Origin of the sequence: Gemmatimonas sp. (assembly GCF_031426495.1) — a bacterium.
Taxonomy (GTDB): Bacteria; Gemmatimonadota; Gemmatimonadetes; order Gemmatimonadales; family Gemmatimonadaceae; genus Gemmatimonas.
The window spans coordinates 1-18,365 of the sequence record NZ_JANPLK010000072.1 but is presented as its reverse complement, the minus strand read 5'-3'; the positions used below and the strand labels follow the sequence as shown (position 1 = coordinate 18,365).

Annotated in this window: 18 protein-coding genes; 6 read left to right on the top strand and 12 right to left on the bottom strand. The window is 64.8% G+C overall.

The features are described from left to right. Window positions 1-13: 13 nt before the first annotated feature. The 5 genes from RMP10_RS17800 to RMP10_RS17780 form a co-directional block, all read right to left on the bottom strand. Window positions 14-1,273, bottom strand: coding sequence for a hypothetical protein (locus RMP10_RS17800; protein WP_310571493.1), 1,260 nt, complete (start codon window positions 1,271-1,273; stop codon window positions 14-16). Further along, window positions 1,273-1,773 carry a ubiquinol-cytochrome c reductase iron-sulfur subunit gene (locus RMP10_RS17795; RefSeq protein ID WP_310571492.1) on the bottom strand — a complete coding sequence of 167 codons (501 nt, stop codon included), beginning with the start codon at window positions 1,771-1,773 and terminating at the stop codon, window positions 1,273-1,275. The genes RMP10_RS17800 and RMP10_RS17795 overlap by 1 nt, the downstream gene beginning before the upstream one ends. Further along, window positions 1,770-3,041, bottom strand: a complete 1,272-nt coding sequence (locus RMP10_RS17790) for a di-heme oxidoredictase family protein (RefSeq protein ID WP_310571491.1) — start codon at window positions 3,039-3,041, stop codon at window positions 1,770-1,772. The genes RMP10_RS17795 and RMP10_RS17790 overlap by 4 nt, the downstream gene beginning before the upstream one ends. Window positions 3,042-3,594: 553 nt before the next feature. Further along, complete coding sequence (locus RMP10_RS17785; protein ID WP_310571490.1) at window positions 3,595-3,879, bottom strand: hypothetical protein; 285 nt, start codon at window positions 3,877-3,879, stop codon at window positions 3,595-3,597. Window positions 3,880-4,025: 146 nt separating this feature from the next. Further along, window positions 4,026-4,397, bottom strand: a complete 372-nt coding sequence (locus tag RMP10_RS17780) for a hypothetical protein (RefSeq protein WP_310571489.1) — start codon at window positions 4,395-4,397, stop codon at window positions 4,026-4,028. A gap of 283 nt (window positions 4,398-4,680) precedes the next feature. On the opposite strand from RMP10_RS17780, the gene RMP10_RS17775 reads away from it, so the two are divergent. Continuing rightward, window positions 4,681-4,908 carry a hypothetical protein gene (locus RMP10_RS17775; protein WP_310571488.1) on the top strand — a complete coding sequence of 76 codons (228 nt, stop codon included), beginning with the start codon at window positions 4,681-4,683 and terminating at the stop codon, window positions 4,906-4,908. Window positions 4,909-5,099: 191 nt separating this feature from the next. Here the strand turns inward: RMP10_RS17775 and RMP10_RS17770 are convergent, their stop codons facing one another. The 6 genes from RMP10_RS17770 to RMP10_RS17745 all read right to left on the bottom strand — a co-directional run bounded on the left by RMP10_RS17770 (window position 5,100) and on the right by RMP10_RS17745 (window position 11,987). Continuing rightward, complete coding sequence (locus RMP10_RS17770) at window positions 5,100-6,461, bottom strand: S8 family serine peptidase (protein ID WP_310571487.1); 1,362 nt, start codon at window positions 6,459-6,461, stop codon at window positions 5,100-5,102. A gap of 51 nt (window positions 6,462-6,512) precedes the next feature. After that, on the bottom strand, window positions 6,513-7,238 hold the full coding sequence (locus tag RMP10_RS17765) for a PEP-CTERM sorting domain-containing protein (protein WP_310571486.1): 726 nt from the start codon (window positions 7,236-7,238) through the stop codon (window positions 6,513-6,515). Window positions 7,239-7,459: 221 nt separating this feature from the next. Continuing rightward, window positions 7,460-7,921: a hypothetical protein gene (locus tag RMP10_RS17760; RefSeq protein ID WP_310571485.1), complete on the bottom strand. Its 462-nt coding sequence runs from the start codon at window positions 7,919-7,921 to the stop codon at window positions 7,460-7,462. A 38-nt stretch (window positions 7,922-7,959) separates the two neighbouring features. Then, window positions 7,960-8,343, bottom strand: coding sequence for a hypothetical protein (locus RMP10_RS17755; protein ID WP_310571484.1), 384 nt, complete (start codon window positions 8,341-8,343; stop codon window positions 7,960-7,962). A gap of 444 nt (window positions 8,344-8,787) precedes the next feature. Next, a complete protein-coding gene (locus RMP10_RS17750) occupies window positions 8,788-11,478 on the bottom strand; it encodes a serine/threonine-protein kinase (RefSeq protein WP_310571483.1) in 2,691 nt (896 codons plus the stop codon). Continuing rightward, a complete protein-coding gene (locus tag RMP10_RS17745; RefSeq protein WP_310571482.1) occupies window positions 11,445-11,987 on the bottom strand; it encodes an ECF-type sigma factor in 543 nt (180 codons plus the stop codon). The genes RMP10_RS17750 and RMP10_RS17745 overlap by 34 nt, the downstream gene beginning before the upstream one ends. A gap of 191 nt (window positions 11,988-12,178) precedes the next feature. Between RMP10_RS17745 and RMP10_RS17740 the strand changes: the two genes are divergently transcribed. Both RMP10_RS17740 and RMP10_RS17735 read left to right on the top strand, forming a co-directional pair. After that, window positions 12,179-13,759 carry a DUF4852 domain-containing protein gene (locus tag RMP10_RS17740; RefSeq protein ID WP_310571481.1) on the top strand — a complete coding sequence of 527 codons (1,581 nt, stop codon included), beginning with the start codon at window positions 12,179-12,181 and terminating at the stop codon, window positions 13,757-13,759. Between the two features lie 40 nt (window positions 13,760-13,799). After that, on the top strand, window positions 13,800-15,038 hold the full coding sequence (locus tag RMP10_RS17735; protein ID WP_310571480.1) for a hypothetical protein: 1,239 nt from the start codon (window positions 13,800-13,802) through the stop codon (window positions 15,036-15,038). 476 nt (window positions 15,039-15,514) lie between these two features. On the opposite strand, the gene RMP10_RS17730 is transcribed toward RMP10_RS17735, so the two are convergent. Beyond that, window positions 15,515-15,727: a hypothetical protein gene (locus RMP10_RS17730; RefSeq protein WP_310571479.1), complete on the bottom strand. Its 213-nt coding sequence runs from the start codon at window positions 15,725-15,727 to the stop codon at window positions 15,515-15,517. Between the two features lie 649 nt (window positions 15,728-16,376). Here RMP10_RS17730 and RMP10_RS17725 point away from each other — a divergent pair. The 3 genes from RMP10_RS17725 to RMP10_RS17715 all read left to right on the top strand — a co-directional run bounded on the left by RMP10_RS17725 (window position 16,377) and on the right by RMP10_RS17715 (window position 18,024). Beyond that, entirely contained in the window at window positions 16,377-16,991 is a 615-nt protein-coding gene (locus tag RMP10_RS17725; protein ID WP_310571478.1) for a hypothetical protein, read from the top strand. Window positions 16,992-17,064: 73 nt separating this feature from the next. Next, complete coding sequence (locus RMP10_RS17720; protein WP_310571477.1) at window positions 17,065-17,325, top strand: hypothetical protein; 261 nt, start codon at window positions 17,065-17,067, stop codon at window positions 17,323-17,325. A gap of 156 nt (window positions 17,326-17,481) precedes the next feature. Then, entirely contained in the window at window positions 17,482-18,024 is a 543-nt protein-coding gene (locus RMP10_RS17715) for a hypothetical protein (RefSeq protein WP_310571476.1), read from the top strand. Window positions 18,025-18,365 lie beyond the last annotated feature (341 nt).

Genomic DNA, 18,365 nt, shown 5'->3' with positions numbered 1-18,365 from the left:
CTTCCCCAAGATGTCAGAAATACGTGGCGAATCCTACTTGGTAGCCGCCCATTCGCGTCGTTGGGTTGCCCAGCAAATCACGCGTCCAGTGTCGGCGGTAATTCGCCTTGAAGACCGTACCCGCGGTTGGGCGAAAGCTGAGTCCCGGCACGATGGCGGTCACCTCGTCGAAGATCCGTTGTCCCGTGGAGCTGAACGTGCCGACGTTGTAGTCGACATGCTCCAGTCGTAGCGCGGCACTGAGCGTCGCATTCTGCAGGCCCAGCACGCGCGTCCGCCACACCGGGACGACCACGTCGACGTGCCCGCCCCACTGCCGCGCACCAAACAGCTCCGCCAGATCGGCTGGTACGTCGACTCGCGTGACCGCAAACTCACCACGGATGCTGATCGCCCGCAGCACGGTGTTGAAGTCGACGGCGGTGATCGAGAGCCGGCGCTGCGCATCGAGCGTCTCACCTTCGGATTTGAATGTGTTGTACACCGCGCCATAGTGGGATACGCCGATCTCGCCAAGCCGCCGCTGTTGCAGTGCGACACGTCCGGAGAGTGCGGGAGAGCCGTTGTTGTCCCCGGCAAACTGTAGGTCGCGCTTGCCGGCTGACAGCAGTGTTCGGCCGGCGTCATTCAGGATCACGCCGTCGCCAAGCCCGTTCGTCAGATACGCGTCGTAGGTGAGCGTCATGCCGCGCGCGCGCCCAGCCACCAGAACACGGCCGTTCGCGCCGAAGCCGACTTCCGACAACGTCGACGGAATGATCTCCGTGGACACGAGTGGCCGGTCGATGAATTCCCATCGCGGACTGTCGTGGTTGAGATTGAACGCGCCAATCGGCGGCAGCAGGACGCCGGCGCGCAGAACCAACGCAGGGTCGATCTGAAAATCGAGTTGCGCGGTCTCGATGGCGATCTCCTGCGTTCCATGCTCGAACTCCAGCTCCGAGAGGAACCGCAGGCGTCGACCCACTGGCGCAAACAGAAAGATGTTGAATCGACGGAGCTCCATCGAGAACCCGTCCCCGACGCCATCCTCGACGAAGTAGTTCGTGTTCGCCTCGGCGTAGCCACCGATGCTGGTGCGACCGACCGACGTGATGAACGGTCGGTTGTACACGCCTCCTTGCACCAGCGCCGTGTCCGGCGGCGCTTGACGCGGAGGGGCTGGCGGCTGAGCGCGTGTGGAGTCCGCGCGAACCGAATCCGCCTGCGCCTGCCCACGCGCGGCGAAACCGAGTGTGGCGGCGAACAGTGAGATCACGAGGTTCGCGCGCATCAGTCTCGCTCGGCGGTCGGAAGGTGGATGTAGATGTTCACGGCATCCACACTGACTTGATATCTCACGAGCGGCAGCTCCGTGGGGCCCTGCAGGACAGCACCCGCGAACGTGTATTCGCTGCCGTGGCAGGGGCAGGACAACCGGTCGGCGGTCGGCTCGACCTGACATCCCCTGTGCATGCAGCGAGTCGAGACGGCCGAGAAGTGTTCCGAGCCGCCGGTCACCGCATCACTTCGCAGATACAGAGGCAGTTCCGTTCCGGGAATCTCAACGAGTACGCCGCTACCGCCAGACAGCTCCGACCGCGGTACCGTGAGACGATCTCCAACGCGTGTGGTCGGCACGTAGCGCGTGCGGGCCGCGCGCGCCGCGCCACACGCGCTGAGCATGACCGGGAGGGCGCCGCACAGCGCGACGGCAATGACGCCATCAGACAGCTGCTCCACCTGTTGGAGAAACTGTCGCCGGTTCAGGTTGTTGCGTGCATTGTCGCTCATAGTGACCTCAGGTACGCGAGTACACGTTCCTGATCAGCGGGAGACAATCGGTCGAATGCCGCGCGACTTTTTGACCCCTCGCCGCCATGAAGCCGGATTGCATCACGAAGGGTTTTCGCTCGGCCGTCATGCAGCAGAAAAGAGGTGCCGCCCTGCGCGCGCTCAGCGAGTCCGATGCCCCAGAGCGGTGCGGTCCGCCATTCCGCCGGCAGGGCGTCTCCCTCGGTGTAGCCATCGTCCAGCTCCGGGCCCATGTCGTGGAGGAGCAAGTCGGTGTACGGGTGAAACTCAACCCGGCTCAACGCGGCGATATCGGATTGGCCCGTTCGGAGTGTGGCCACGTGGCAGCCGACGCATCCGACTCCAGCGAACAGTTGCCCTCCCGCCCCAACGTCGGGATTGTCGGCGCGCCGACGCGGCGGCGGCCGAAGCGTGCGCAAATAGAAGACGACGCTATTCAGCACGCCTGACGTCACTTCGGGGTCAGCCACGTTGTCGCCGGCGAACGCGCCGACCTGCCGATTAAACACGTCCTTGGGAACCAGGTCAGTCGTGAGCCCCATGTCCTCCGAGTACGCGAATGCCGTTTGGTGCAGCAGATTGATCGTGCGTGCCTTCTTGCCAAACCGGCCGATATACTGGCCGTTCAGGGAGAGATGACGGGTCGCAGTACCTGTGCGCACTAGCGTTTCCACCGACACGATGTCGGCAATGAAATCCGATGAATCGACGAAGCTGACGCGGCCGGAGATGCCGTCGCCGTTCGCGTCGTTCGGATCGGCGATGGCGAGAATCGTGGCATCGTCGACGGACTCCAGGAGCCCGAGACCACTGACGGCAGGCGGGTTGAATCTGGCCACGGCCGTCACGCCCGCCGGTAGCACCTCGGCCAGGTAATTCAGTATGGCGCGGTTCTGAAGCTGCGGCCCACCATGCGCGAGCATGGGATCGAATGCGCCATCTACGGTGCGGCCGAAACGGGTGATGTCGAACAGAGGATGTCCTTTGCCGTCGCCGACGTGGCAGGCCTCGCACGACTGCGCGATGAACAGCGGGCCAAGCCCGTCCGCCAGGGCAAACCGCCGCGCGAACTCGAGATCACCACGGACGAACGCAGCGCGTTGCTGGGGCGACAAGCCATCGATGGGGCCTTCAAGCGCCTCATCGCCCTCTGGAAGCGGAGGAAGCAGTGGTTCGCCGCAACTGGTCACGGTGGTGGCGAACACAAGGACGACGAGGGCTTTGAACAGGCGAACAGGTGGGCGCACGTGGTACCTCGACGTGGACATGCAGGAACGTCAGCGGCCGGTTTTCGACGACCAATAGATATATTTTAGGTTAGCCTAAGTTAATCGCAAGAGCCCGACGAATTCCGAACTGATGTCTGGCATTGCGAGGGGTTGGCCGTTCCGGCGTCGGTGATGATTCGCGGCGCTTCATCATGCTGGAGCCCGCGCCGGTGCTTCACCGCTCCCAAAGCAGGCTGATCCGTCCGAAGCGGGCGCTACTCACAGCCGCCGCTTGGAAATGCCTTGGAAATGCGACGTGTCGCTTGCGGACGTTTCGGGTGCCTTCCGTGCCGCTCACTGGATGTTGCGAGAGAGCCGCCGGCGTTGCATTTACCTGCTAACCAGTTGATTCACAGCTACTTACAAAAAACTCGCCCGAGCGTCGAGCGCTGGGCGAGTTCGAGAAAAGCATCCTTACCAAGGATGTGCTCTGCCGACTGAGCTATGTGAGCGGCAACGACTTAAATACATCTCCACGGCGGTCGGACGACCATTGGTCGAGTGCCGCCCCTACCCGTAGATGGTGAAGGTACTACCCTGATGCGGACGGATCAAGGCTGGCCCCGGTGGTCTCGACAGTTCGCGGCGTGGCGGCCGACATGTCGCGCGGCACCGAGGTATCCGCGGCCGCTCGTCCGTCCTCGCCCGGCTGTGCCGCTTGGCGCGCTGCGGCGCTCGGCCGGCGGATCGCGCCGCCGCTGGTGGCGACGGACTCCACATTGGCCAGCGCTGCGGTGTTCACGCGGAAGCGGCCATAGAGCTTGATGACCATGGACTCGCTGCAGTGCCCCAACTGCTTTGCCTCGACCTGCAGCACCGCTCCGGCAGCACCGCTCCGGCAGCAACATACCGCGCCGCGAAACTGTGGCGGACGTCGTACGGCCGAAAATCAGAGTGCATCTCAAGCTCCGGGCGGCTGCTATGCGCCGCTCGACTCCGTTGCCAATCGACATCGAGTGATCGCTATCGGACACCGCAGTGTTCGGACAGATGACCAACTGGATGCCCGCCGTTGTCCACCGATCCGCCTTGGGGAAGCTCCGTCGCCATTGTTCGCAGACGAGCCCGTTGATTGGCCATCGGAGCAGAGGTCGGCCGCTCGTCCTTCTCCAGCGGCATCGCCGGCCACTCGACAATCTGGGGCACGACCGCGATTGCGCGCCGCTGAGCGCTCTGCGCTTCGGTCGATTGAGCGGCCAGCGCGCTTACATCGTTGTCCTTGGATAGCGCCGAATGGTCTTCCTGAATCGAAAGTCGCCCGTCGTGCAGAGCATCGAGAGCATCCAACCGAGGTACGGCGCACGCGACGAGATTATCCTCGATGCGGGTGAGCACGTTTCGACGTGCCTTCAGTATCACATCGTTTACAGTTACGTCCGCATTCAGCTTCGCCCAGAGCCAGCTCAGAGCTACGCGGCGGCACTTGCCGTTCGGAGCGCAGGGAATCGAGGCATAGACGGTCCGGTCTAGAAGGAGAACGTTCGACTACGTCTCTATCTTGCCGATGTTTACGCACCTCTCGGCCGAGGCACGTCATCAGGTCGACTACGCACCGGGACGCTAGCGGGTCGACGTGACCGCACGCTAATAGACTCAGGGCTCAACGTTCGGCGAGAAAGTGAACGCCTGGCTGCCTGGCGCGCGATCGGCGCTGGCGCAGGGCGCATCGCGTCACCCTGCGGTTGGCGACACGGCACAAGTGTCAGCCGACGATGTTCGCGGAAAACTGAAGGTCAACACGGCACCGACGCGCATGTCCGTGAACATGACCGTCGCCCGCACGCGCCATGACCTCGACATGAACGGAGCGGCCGTCGAGGTCAGCGGGTCACTCACGCCGAAGTAGCGTGCGGATGCCCGCATACCCGGACTGTTTGGTCGCGCGAGAACACGGCGGGGGTGGCGCGCCTGATCGCCGGCGGCCACAATACGGACGATATCTCTGTGATCCTCGAATACCCGCCACGAACAAAAAACACGGGGCCTCGGCTAAATCGCCGAAGCCCCGTGCCGTACCGATGACCGACGTACCGCGAATCAGCAGTCCGGCGAGGTCGCAGCGAGCAATGCGTCGACACGTGAGCCAGCCGGATCGGGCAAAATCTGCACTTGGCCGGTGACGCGGGCCTTGGTCAGCATGCACGCTTCGATACGGGCGCCTTGCGTCGAAGTGCGGGTCGTGCCGAGACGGCCGTAGGCAATTGCCGCAACGGCCGCAACGTGCGGAGCCGCCATGCTGGTGCCGCTAATTTCCATGTAGCGACCAGGATTACCCACAACGCCCGTCCGCTGACGGATCGTACCGCCCAGGCAGTTGGTCGTGAAGGTCGAGCACACGGCGAGGATGTTGCTTCCCGGTGCCCACAAGTCGACGGAACGACCGCGGTTGGAGTAGATCGCGCGAGTGTTGCTGCCACGAGCAGTGGCGCCGACCATGATGACACCGTCGATGCCACCCGGCACCGGCATGGCATACTGCGACGGGAAGCGGAGGTTGCTGTTGCCGGCCGATGCCACGACCACGACGCCACCCGGACCCGAATTCACCACGTCCGTTCCGAGACGTACTTCATCGATGGCCGCCTTGAACAGCGCAACCGTGGGATCGGTGAGCGAGAGCCCGTTGCCGAAGCCCAGGCTCATGTTGATGACGTGGGCACCTTCGCGGCCACACCAACGGATCGCCGACAAGATGCGGGCCGTGGTCGCGCCGCCGCCCGCCGCGTTGAACACGCGGGCATTCATCAACGTGGCGTCCGATGCGACGGACGCGATGCCGAGTCCATTGCTGGACACGGTGCTGCCAACATGCGTGCCGTGACCGTTGCCGTCTGCATTGGCTGCGCCGTCGCCGACGTCGAGAAACGAGATGGCCTTCGAGACTCGGCCCACCAGGTCAGGATGCGTGTCATCGACACCGGAGTCGATGATGCAGACGTTCGTTCCAGCGCCGCTGAACGACGTCGCCCACGCATTGGTCGCGCGGATGAGCGGCAGGTTCTGCTGCTGCGTCGCGTAGAAGCTCGCGCCGCTCTGGTCGGTATGCAGCGTGAACCCGAGGTTCGGCAACACTTCCTTCACCGACTCCAAGCCCCGAATCGCGATTTCGTCGCGGAGTCCCTGGACCACGGCGACCTTGCTGTACGGGTCGACGTACGACACCTGCGCACCCTGTCGCTGAAGCTCTTCGAGAATGTTGAGCGGCACACTGCCGTCGGCTCCCATGGCAGTGACCGTGACAATCACGCCATTCGGATCTTCGAGTTGGCTGGAACTGAGACGCGGCGCCTGCAGATCGGCGCCGGCGATCGACTCGACGGCCGGATTGTCGGACGAGCAACCGATGACGAGCAGCGTGCTGAGCGCCACGGCGCTACGCCGGGCAAACATCTTGGACATGTCGTTCTCGCTGAGAAGGGGGAGGGGAAATCAGGTCGCGAAAACGGACCGTCAGACGGTGCGACGGCGACGTGCCGCTGCACCGCCAAGCGCGATGAGACCCACAGCCATGAGGGCGACGGTCGACGGCTCCGGCACGGTGGTGTTCGGCACGTTGACATTGAAAGCGAGATCCCAGCTGACGACGGATCCCGCATCAGCAGTGACAAAGTCCTCAATGTGCAACGACCACGTTCCGTTGGGATTTAGTCCATTGAACTTCTCACCTGGGCTGTTGTAGTCCTGTCCGTCGAAGGCGAAATAATTACCGCTGGGAACGTTGGCGCTGGGGCCGAACGCCATAAAGTCGATGAGATCGGTCGTGAAGAGGCCGCTGGCGTCGTCGTACTCACCGAAGCTGTAGTTGCCGACGAAGTTGTCGCTGAAACCACCGGCGACTGTCTGGAGCCCGGGGCGATTCATCATGACGAAACTCGTCGTGGTGCCCAGCGCGGCCGACAGAAAGTCCACGCGCATCCGTAGGTCGCCGACCCACGTGTGAGTCAGGTTGTTCAAGCGGATGACGACCGACTGATTGTTGACGGTCGGCCCGATGACATCCGAAAATCCGGAAATGTTGATCGAGGACGAACGCGAGGCGTTGTCCACGATGTTGAAACCGACGCCTGTGCCCCGGAGCGCGACGCCCCCGAGGGTGGCTTGCGCGGCGGCAACCGTCCCGATGAACGGAAAGAGAACGAAAGCACGGCGCGCGGCTGCGCCGACACATGAGAGCATTGAAACTCCGGAGGGGAGGGAGGGTGGGGGGGCAACGCCAAAGCTGACGTCGGCGAGACCGAGGCGAGCAAGTTAGGGACCAGTGGCGGGTTCAGCCGTTAACACCATGTCCCACATATACATTAAAAAAATTCAATACTGCCTGCCCCAACAATCTGAGGCACGGCCGCCATACCAGATGATGCGACAGTGCAACAACCCAGATCATTGCCCGCGCTAGGCTAGCGGATTGTCAGATCCGCCGCGCGAGTGACGAGCCCGCGGATCGGCCCCGCGTTGACCGTCGGCACGACCCGATACGTTCCGATCGGCAGCCGCGGAAAGCCCACCTCGCCCGCGGGGTATTGATATGTCTCGCGCAGCACTTGACCTGGCGAAAGCGTCACGGATCGAAGAACAGCCGTACAAGCGTAAGTGGGCGCCGCGACGACGCGCCCATCCGACGCGCGAATCTCGTAGGCGAACGCGCAGCCACTCGACAGCGTGAACGTGATGGGGGCGGCTGTCACGTTCGTCGCCGTGAGCTCGACATCGAACGGCGACGCAACCGTCACGGATGCCGGGCGCGCTAGCGATTGCACCACGAGCGCGTCAGCCGCCCCGCCGCTGTTCGTGACCTCCTCACCGCTGCAGGCCACACTGGCTGCGACCAGCACGACCGACACCCACCGATGGAATGGCATCTGCGACGACCTCCTGTCGAACGAGTGGCGGTTGACTGCTAACGTACGTCGAGACGAGCCGATCGCGCGGTCACCGCGACGTCGCTGATCGACAGCAGTCGCGGTGTGATTCGGTACGCGCCGCGCGCGAGCGAAACGACCCCTGGCTCACCAAGCGTATACTCGACCGATCCGTCGAGCACTTCGCCCGACGCGAGCGTTGGTTCTCGAATGACACTGAGACAAAGCGCCTCCGGACGAGACAGCTCCCGACCGTCGCTCGTCGCGATGACGATGCCAAACGAACACGAACTGGTGAACATCAACTCCACCGGCGTCCGCCCGACATTCCGAAGCCGAACCAGCACCGTGAACGACGCGCCGGCCGCAGCGGTGATCGCGTCACCGACGACTTCGAGTTGCAGCGGCGCCGACGAACTCACCGAATCGCTCGATGTACCAACCTTCGATGTGCCCTGCGTCACAGAAGAGACCCCACTCCCATTACGGGGCAGTTCCGGTAATCGATTGCAAGCGACATACGTGCCGGCCGCAAGAGCAATGTAGCAGACGCGTTGAATCCAGTCAGTTCGGGTCGCCATACAGCGAACGTAGTTCACTCCTTTACGTTGTCAACGTAAAGCGTGCGCCGTTGGATTTCACATCCCGCCCGGTAGCGGGACCCAACGCAGCAGAAAGTCGGTCGGATTGACGGTTCCGGTCGTTGGGGCACAGCTCGCGCAAGCTAGCATCCGGCCTTACCAAGGATGTGCGCTGCCGACTGAGCTATGTGAGCGACCTGCGCACGGTGTGGGCACCCCCACAGGGCGGCGCCATCCGTGAGAGGCGAAGCGCTGACGAATTCGAGGTCCTCGGCAACTCCTTGCTCACGGCTTTGGTGGCGCGTTGGCCTCCCACTCCTTCATCCATTTCGCCGCTTGCGCGGGACGACCGAGCGCCGACAAAGCTTCGGCGATGTCCTTGCGCGCCGCCTGCAGAAAACTCACGCCGGGTTCGGCCTGCCGGGCCACAATCGCGTAGCCGGCCTCCGACTCCGCCGCACCGGCGGCCCAGCGCTGCTGGCGAACCAGCGACCGCCCAAGCTTGATGCGGGCGATACCGGTGTTCATATGCGCTGGTCCCTGCGCGGTCGTGAAGCGACGAACGACGTCGCGATAGATCGCTTCCGCACGGGCGTATTGCCGCTGCTCGTTGAACACGGTGGCGCGGTTGGACAGGGCGACGGCCACCGTGAAATGCGCGTCGCCGTTCGCGGCGCCGTACACCTGCGCCATACGCGTGAAGTAGGCGTCGGCGCTGTCGAAGGCCCGGTGCTTCAGCGCCACGTTGCCGAGGTCATTGAGCACACTGGCCACTCGCGGATGGGCGCTACCGAACGTTGCCGCCTGAATGGCCAACGCCCGCTGCAACACGTGGGTGGCTTCGTCGTATCGTTCCTGCGACACGAGCGAGCGACCCAGCATCGACAGATGCGCCGCCGTGCGAAAGTGCGCCGCACCGTAAAATGCGGAATCGATGTCGATGGCCTTGCGGTACCAGCGCTCAGCCTCGGTGAACCGCCCGCGCTCGAATTCGGTGGCGCCGAGATTGATGTACACCTCCGCCACCGCGGGATGCCGTTCGCCCGATCGAGCGAGCTGCGTCGCGAGCACGAGGCGATTGAGTGAATCGCTCTCGGCGTAGCGGCCCGCATAGAAGTGCACGTTCGCCAGCTCGCCCAGAAGCGACGCCCGTTCTGACGGATCACGGTTGCTGGCGGGATACTGTGCGACCGCCTGCTGCAGTGTGACCGTGGCCGAGTCGTAGAGTCCCTGCTCTTCCTGCCGTCGGCCGATCGTGCCTAAAATGCGCGCGTGGAGCAGCGCGGCGTTGTCATCGCGTGCCGCGGCGCGTGACGCCACACGCGGCGCGACCAGGGCGGATGCCTGCGTGAGGGCGGTATCAGCGCTGCGCAGCAGCGCCTGATCGATGCGGAGATCACCCAGCGTAAGCAGCAGCGCCGCGCGGGTGAACGAGTCTCCATTCCGAGCCTTGGTGTGTGCGGCGAGCGCCGCCTGCAGCATGGTATCGGCGCGGTCGAAGCGCCCCAGCTTCTGATAGACCCGGCCCAGAGTCGCATATAGATCGGCTTGTCCGGCGGCGTCGGCATCGAGCATGCGCGCTTCCTGTACGCCCCGGTCCACCAACGTGACCACGCGCAAACTGTCGGCCGGCCCCGCCTCGTCGCCGCCGGTAAACAGCGCGAGCATGAACTCCTGCAAGCGGGTGCGACGCTCGGCTTCGCGCACGGCCGCATCGCGGGCGCGCCCCACGCGTACGGTGTACGTCGCGGCCGCACCGGTGGCCACCAGCAGCAAGGCCGCTACGACTACTGTTTCGCGCCATCGCCGACGCACGAAGCGGCTCACGCGGTACGAGAGTGCATCCGGGTGCGCCTCGAGCGGCTCGCGGGCCAGGAAGTGATCGACATCGCGCAACAGCGCATAGACCGATCGATATCGACGCGATGGATCCTTGTGCATGGCCGTCATGCACAGCACATCGAGATCGTTCCATTCGCTGTGCCGCAGCGAGGTCGAGCTCGTTGCCCGCTGCGCGGATGCGGCGCGGGACACCGGCTGCGGATCGGTGTCGAGAATCATGGCATCGGCCTGTCCCGGCGTGCGCGACGAGAGGTCGAGCGGCAGTCGCTCCGCCAGCAGCTCGTACAACACGACACCGAGCGCGTATACGTCGGTAAACACACCCACGCGTTCACCGCGCACCTGCTCAGGCGCGGCGTAGGCTGGCGTCATCATACGCAGGCCGGTGTGCGTGCGATCGGTGTCGCGCAGCTCGTCACCGATCTGCTTGGCGATCCCGAAGTCGAGCAACTTCACCGTACCGTCGGCCGTGACCAGAATGTTCGACGGCTTGAGATCGCGATGGATAATGGCCTGGTCGTGAGCGTGTTGCACGGCGCTGCAGACGGCGCGAAAGAGTTGGAGCCGCTGCGACACCGTGCACCCGTTCGCCTCGCAGTAGCGGTGCAACGGCACGCCCTCGACGTACTCCATCACGAACCACGGCGTGCCGTTGGCGAGAGTGCCGGCGTCGTAGAGGCGCGCTACGTTGGGATGATCCAACTGTGCGAGTGCCCGCTGCTCGGTCGTGAAGCGAGCGCGACGCGCCGGCGACAACCACGCGTCACGCAGCAGCTTGACGGCCACCTTGCGCTGCACATCGACACGCTCACCGAGATACACCACGCCCATGCCGCCTTCCCCAAGCAGATGTAGCAGGCGATACGGTCCGAACTGCGGCAGTTCGCCGTCGGGCCACGGGGTGTCACTCAGCAGCGCCGATGCCCACTCGGCGTTGCTGCGATCCAGCAACGGCAAGCCCATGGTGTCGGCGGCGAGCAGTTCGCGGAGTTCTCGTTCGAAGTCGGCATCGCCGTTCGACGCGTCGCGCACCATGGCGTCGCGCTGCGGCGCGGGCGCGTCGATGATGGCGTCGAAGGCGGCTTGCAGTCGCTCCCAGCTCACGCGTCGACCGCCAGTTCGCGCGCCAGCCACGCGCGAGCCAAGCGCCACTCACGCAGCACGGTGGATTCGCTCACATCGAGCAAGGCGGCCGTTTCGGGCACACTCAGGCCGCCGAAAAACCGGCTCTCCACCAACTGCGCCTGACGCGGCGCCTGCGCCGCGAGACGCGTGAGGGCGTCGTCGAGCGCGAGCAGCCCTTCAGCGTCGGTCGCGACGGCATTCACGGCATCATCGAAGGTGACATGCAGTTCGTCGGCGCCGCGTTTGCCGGCCTGACGACGCCGAGCGGCTTCGATGAGCACCTGTCGCATGGCGCGCGCGGCGATGCGTTTGAAGTGCATCGGCGAGGTGTGCGCTATCTCGGGAGAACCGGCCAGCTTAAGCCAGGCCTCGTTCACCAGCGCGGTGGGTGTGATCGACGCGCGGGGATCACTGCGCCGCACACTCGAGGCGAGGCGACGCAGCTCTTCGTACGTCACGCTGAAGAGATGGTCGAGCTCGGCGCGAGAATCCGGATCATTCGCAGGTACGCGGTGCACGTCCGAAAGAGTCATGCAGGCCGGATGACGGGGTTTGAGCGGATTCTGCGCAATGCGGAGCGGAGACGCGTGTACGCGCCAGCGTGCTCTGGCTGCTCTCAGCCTCGACGGCGCCGACACGGACGAATTGTATGAAGAGGCTATCACCACGTTCGGGGGGGTCGCAACCAGTTCGACCAAATGAGGCCTCTATGGTCGGGCTCGCCTGTGCGATTGCGCTGGCCTGCGGCGGCGATCGTGCCCCCGCTGTCGACGTGGCGAGCGCGCTACCCGACGACGGCACCGTCTGGACGATTTCCCAACCAGAGAATCGGGCCACCGCCGCCGCGGCGCTGGAGGCGATGGTGTACGGCGCCCACGTGCTGCTCACCGACGGCGACGATGCGTACGCCGGGACCACGCGACGGCGCATGGAGCGGCAGTCGAACGGCACGTGGTCACTGGCCCTGCCCAACGGCGCGCAGGCCACGATCGACCGGAGCGACAGTGCGCTGGTGCTGCATCTGCCGAGCGGGGCGACGGTCCCTCTGTCCGTTCAACGCGGTGCCAGCGCGGCAACCGCCGACACGAAGTTCGATGACGGTCGGCAGACCGCGAAGTGGGCCAGCTATTCCCCCGCCGCGAGCGGCGTACGCCTCAGGCAAGCACCTCCGGAATTCGACGATGAAGCGGTGGTGCTGACGTGGCACAAGGTGGCGCGAATGCCCTTCGATGCAGCCGGTGTGACCGCTCGCAACACGGCACTGCAACAACTCCCGGCGTTCGATCGGCCCGACTCGGCCAGAGTGTGGCAGCAGCGACTGGAACAACGACTCGCGGCCCTGCCCACCACCGAGACGTTTCGCGTGCGCGTGAACGACAATGTGTCGGAGTACGACCACGAACAGCAGCGCTTCTCTGTGCACTTCTTCGAGCCCGGGACGTTTCTGCCGTTGCAGGTCTTCGGTGAGGAGTATCGGGTCGTGTTCTCCAACGCCGACGCGGCGCGCTTCATCAACATGCCTAAGGATGCGGCGCGACCATTCGATGAATCGCTGCGCGCGCAGGGACGCGGCGTGCTCACCGATATCGCGTTCCGCGTCACCGGCCAAGGTGATCCGAGTGGCGCCGTGACTGGCGCGCGCGTTGTGCGTGCCGAGTTGGTCGAGGTGCACGTACGCGATCGACAGGAGAGCGAGCTCTTCTCACCGGCGCTGTCCGCATCCACACCGACGGCAAGCCGTCCTACCGCGCTTGATATCGCGACGACCGATGTTGCCGGACTTGGCGTGGGGACCGACGGCGATCTGTTCGAACGTGCCGCGTCACGGCTGTTCGGCAAAGCGGCGCGTCGTGCGGCGCAGGACAACGGCTATACCGGATTCGCGAGTGTGATCGTCGTGAACGAGATGGGCTGTTCATCAATGCCCGGACGCGGACGGGTGAAGGCCGGCGCCGTGTGCGCCACCGCGTTCCTCGACCGTGACGGCATCGTCCGCTCGATCCGTATCGAGCGCCTGTTCCCCTTCATCGACGGCGAAACGTTCCGGAACGTGTTAGTGCAGCGCTACGGTCCGGTGGCCAACGCCGTGCAGCGCACCGGCTATACGCTGGCGTGGGGACCCGTCACAGACAGCACGACGGCGTACCTGCGAAGCGGTCCGCACAATGCGCTCACCGCCACGTGGAACGAAGACGAGGACCTGATGTCACGCAGCCTCAATGCCGCCCCTCGCATTCGCGTGACGCTGCAACTGACCGACGCCGCGTGGATCGCCACACAGTCGCGCTGATCGACTGCACACCTTCCCTCTCGCCTACAAGGACTGAACCATGCGATACCAGCTCTTCACCGCGGCCGCGATCGTCGCTGTCGCCACCGCATGGCCGCTCCGCGCGCAGAGCGCGGGGTGCGCCGGTCAAGCCAGCTGCTACGAGACCACGAACTTGACGGCCGTCGTGTCTGACTTTCGCACCAGTGTATCGGGCGCGAACCGTGTGGTCACAGCCACGATCCGCATTCAGAACCGTACGCCGCGTCCGTTGACACTCGGCTATCTGTCGGGATCCGGCGTCGTCACCGACGACCAGGGCAACCGCTACGAAGTGGCCAGCGCCGAATCAGTCCGCGGCATCGGACTGATAACCAGCAACAGCTTCGATGCGAAGTTCCAACTGCAACCGGGCGAGCGCGCCGACGCTCGCGTGGAATTCCTGTACCGTCCGGCATCTCGCAATGTCATTCTGGGCACGACATACGCCATGGATATCGCGTTGCGCGAGATCAACCCGATTGCCGGCAATCAGTGGCGACTTGGGCGTGAACACGCACTGCGCTTCACCGGCTTCGATGGCAAGGGCGCGACGGCGCAGATGGCCAATGGCAACGCGAGCGCGACGGCGGTTGCGACGGCGGGCGCGCCAGCGGCACCGACGCCAACACCGAGCGGTCCCGCGATGTCGGGCGCCACGCAGGTTGCCATGGCCGACGAGATCGATGTGTGCGCGGGAGTCGCGCGGTGCTACGCCAGTGGACCCGTGCGGGTGGACATCGTGCAGATGAGCGCCGGCGATATTGGCAACGGGCGCTACCACGGCGTGCGCTTGAATGTCCGTGTACGCAACATGTCGAATGATCCAATCATTATCGGCTACAAGGGCACGTCGAGTGGCGCGATCGACAACCTCGGCAACCGCTACTATTTCGGGCGCGCCGGCACGCACGACGTGAGTGCGAGCGGTATCGGCGTGGTGACCGGCCAAGCGGCCGATCCGCAGTTCGCCCTGCGTCCCGGCGAATCGCGCAACGCCACGTTCAATGTGACGCGTTTTGATGCTGGGCGAGCCGAGCGCGGCACGTCGTTTACGTGGAACGCCACTCTGGTGCAGCTCGAAATCACCCCTAGCCGACAGGTCCGCACCGGACGCGAGTTCGCGGTGCAGATCGCTGATGTGACGCCGTCAGCCGGTGATGCGGTGAAGGCGGCCGGCAGCGACGCCGCCAACAAGGCGGCGAAGGGAATTCTGGACGCGCTGTCGGGAAAGAAGAAGAAGAAGCCGCCGGTGCGGTAGCGCCGGGCGTGACCGATTAGTCGTACGCACCCCCGGATATGCAAAGTCGGACAAAAAGCGATCGAAGCCGAGACCGGACGAGATCGGTCCCGAGACAAAGCCCTGTGCGGAGGCGATGCACGTGAGAGGGGATGGCGCGCGCTCGCCGCGTTGGCGCTGTTGTCGACGCTGACCAGTTGGAAGGTGCCACCGATGCGCGTCGCCGAAATCATCGTGGACGTGACCGATCCGGAACCCGGACCAGCTGCGTCACTCAGATTCGTGTACCACTGATTCGGTGCGACCGACAACTGCCCGATGCCGGTGTAGCCGGAGCCAGCGGATATTCCTTGGGCGGCCGAGTCGAGCTGGTGTGTTCCCGCCGTGATCGGAATGAGCCGATCGAGGGTGATCAGGATTTGTCGACTAGCGACAGCGGCAGACCGACATTCGCCGCCGGTGCGTTGCACCACGTTGGGGCCGTTCTCGGTGATGTACTAGCTAGTGGCTTGGGCGAGCAGCGAGGCGGTGAAGGGCTCACCGTCCACCGTGGCGGTCACAGTACCGGCGGGAATGGTGCCGCAACCGACCTGCCGTGGACCGGTGCTGTCTGATCCACCGGCTGCGAAGGCAAGGGTGGCGGCGATCATCGCGATGGGCGTGCGGAGCGCGGTGGCGAGCCAGCCGGCAGCGCGTGGACAGGCTAGCATAGCGGGGACGCTGAAGACGCGAGGATCCGGCCTCCTTCAATGCGTTAATGCGCTCCCAGTCTCGTCAAGCGACAAACCGCCGGCCCGATGAGATCGGAGCCGGCGGTTCGCACGATGCTGAATCGACAATCTTCACAGAGCGGGAGACGGGACTCGAACCCGCGACATCAAGCTTGGAAGGCTAGCGCTGTATTGCGCTTCCCCTCTGGGAGCGTGACGGTCGGGGCCGGGAATGAACCCTCCGTTAACCCCATGCTAACCCCGGTCTCGGCGGGTCTTTCTGCCTACCGGCGCGATGTCCTGCCCTGCGCCCTGCAACCCCGGAATGCTGACCTCTGCTAACTACGCGCCGCCGCTACTTCAGGGTCCAGTGGCCCGCGCCGGACATGCCGACCGACGTCGACTCGCGCGCCGGCGTGCTCTGGGCGGAGCTACAGGACCTCCCACTGGACGCCGCCTTGGCGCGAGGAGCTGAACGTCTGGCGGGACGGCCTCTGTCGCTGGGAGCCCTGGCCACCTCAGGATATCCCGCCGCAACGGTTTGTCTCGCCACGTGAGAAGAATATCGCGCGCCGACGTGGGTATTGCGGCGCGCAATCGGCCCCACTCGGACAACCCCAATCGGAGTTTTATGCAATCTGTTGCGCGCATGTTCGCGTCCCTCGCTGTCCTCGCCATCGCCGCCCCCGCTGTGGTCCCCGCGCAGGCTCCACCGACTCGTGCCTGGGTGCTCACGCAGGTAGCCGCCGATCTTGCAAAGCCCGGCAGCTATGAGAACATGCCCAAGCTTGGGGCTCTTTTTGGCCGTTGCAAGCCAGTGGTGGCCGCGGAGAAACCACAGTGGCGCGACGACTACATCGCCCGCCTCTACGCCGTGATGTATCGCGAAGGGTTTCTGGCCGACAAGGACACTGTCATCGACGGCAAACCATCATGCGTCCTGACGTACACAGCGAAGGCGAAGGCCCTGCCACGGTTCCACCCACCCCCGTACGCGGCGAATGAATGCGGCCCGCTCGTGGATCGCACGCCCAGTGGCGAGGTGAATTGGCTATACGTTTGTGTCGAACGACCAGTGATGGGAGAGGTGACTGGAATCCGGCGCATCGATGCGCAGCACTACTTGGCGACATTCACGTGGCGGGCTCTGATGGGGCCGTGGGCGGAGCCGCTTGGATGGAAGTGGGATGAGCAGAAGACCGGCGCTGTAGAGATCACATTGTGGGATACGGGATGGCGGGTGGGTCGCGTCAGATACCAATAGCATCAGCCCGTGGTACCCACCGACGCTGGGCGGGCCATTGGCGGGGTCTGGCCTGGCGCCCTACATTCTGGACATGACCGGACCAGACGACTCGTCGGAACAGCTCGCCGCCGACCTGATCCGCACCGCCCATCGGCAGGCGTACGCGGCCTCGGCCGGGCGGGACTTCCGTTACGACGCCACCCAGATCCCGATCCTGAGAGCCGCGTACGAGGCGGATGTTCTAGCCCTGCCGGTGGCGCCCCGACGGCAGGCGCTCACCCTGGTGGTCGCCAGCGCGGGGGCGCCACCGGAGCTGACCGCCTGGGCGCTCCAGCAGCTCGCGAAACTGTAGGGCCGGCCTGAGAGACCGGGAGAGGGGTGGCGGGGTCTCTGCGGAATTCGGGGGCCCCTCGGCGTTTTTTGGGGGTGTGTGCGATGTGTGGGCGGATGCGCGCGGGACTGGTAGGCTGCGCATGTCACCGCTGCCGAGGCAGCATGCGCCCCCACCATGCTAGACAACCAGACCCAGTACGCCACCGACCACAATGCGATCAAGCTGGCGGCCAAAATCGCGAAGCTTGCGGCCGAAATCGATGCGATAGATGCCGCCGAACAGACGAAACGCACCGAAGAGGCTGCGTTCCCCACGGGCCCCGGATCAGGGACAGCTGTACACCGCCGGCAACACGGCAGGCGCCTCGACGCGAGTATCACGCGCTCTGTGCGTCGGATCGCGGCCGAAAATCGCTTGCGCGTGCTGACGGCACGATACGAACGGTACATCGCCGGGCAGGTGGATAAGCTCGGACGCGAGCGCCCCGCGTTCGAGCTGGTCCGGCTGCGACGCCAGCTCGATGCGGTGTTGCGCGGGTGTGATGGCGAGCCCCGCCGCGATGGGACGCTGTACACGGACGCTGAGCTGGAGTGCCTTGCGGAGATTCGCGCGGACCTCGAGTCGCGAGTGAAGACACTGACGAAGCGTGTGGCGCGCGCACAGCCCACGCTGTCCCCGCCCGACGCCTGTCATGACGGTGTGGGGGTGCGGGCCTGAATCGCGCCAACTCCTTCCGCGTGATCGCCCCCCGATCATGGCGTTTCTCGAAGGGCTTACCACCTGCACGTCCGGCGCGCGCCAGGTAATACCAAGCCTGGATGGCGCGACGAAGCGAGTCTAGCTGACGCCAGAGCGAACCCCCCGTACCGATCAGCTGGCACGGGGGGATCGCAGCTAGCACGTCACCGCACTACGCGGCGAGATCGAGATCCGATCCCGGCAGGTAGCCGTGGCGCTCGAGCCACCGCATGGCCTCAACGCTGAGACCATGGTGCACAACGCAGCCATTGAACGCGGTAAGGAGGCCGCTGCCGCGACCGACGTGCATCACGATCATG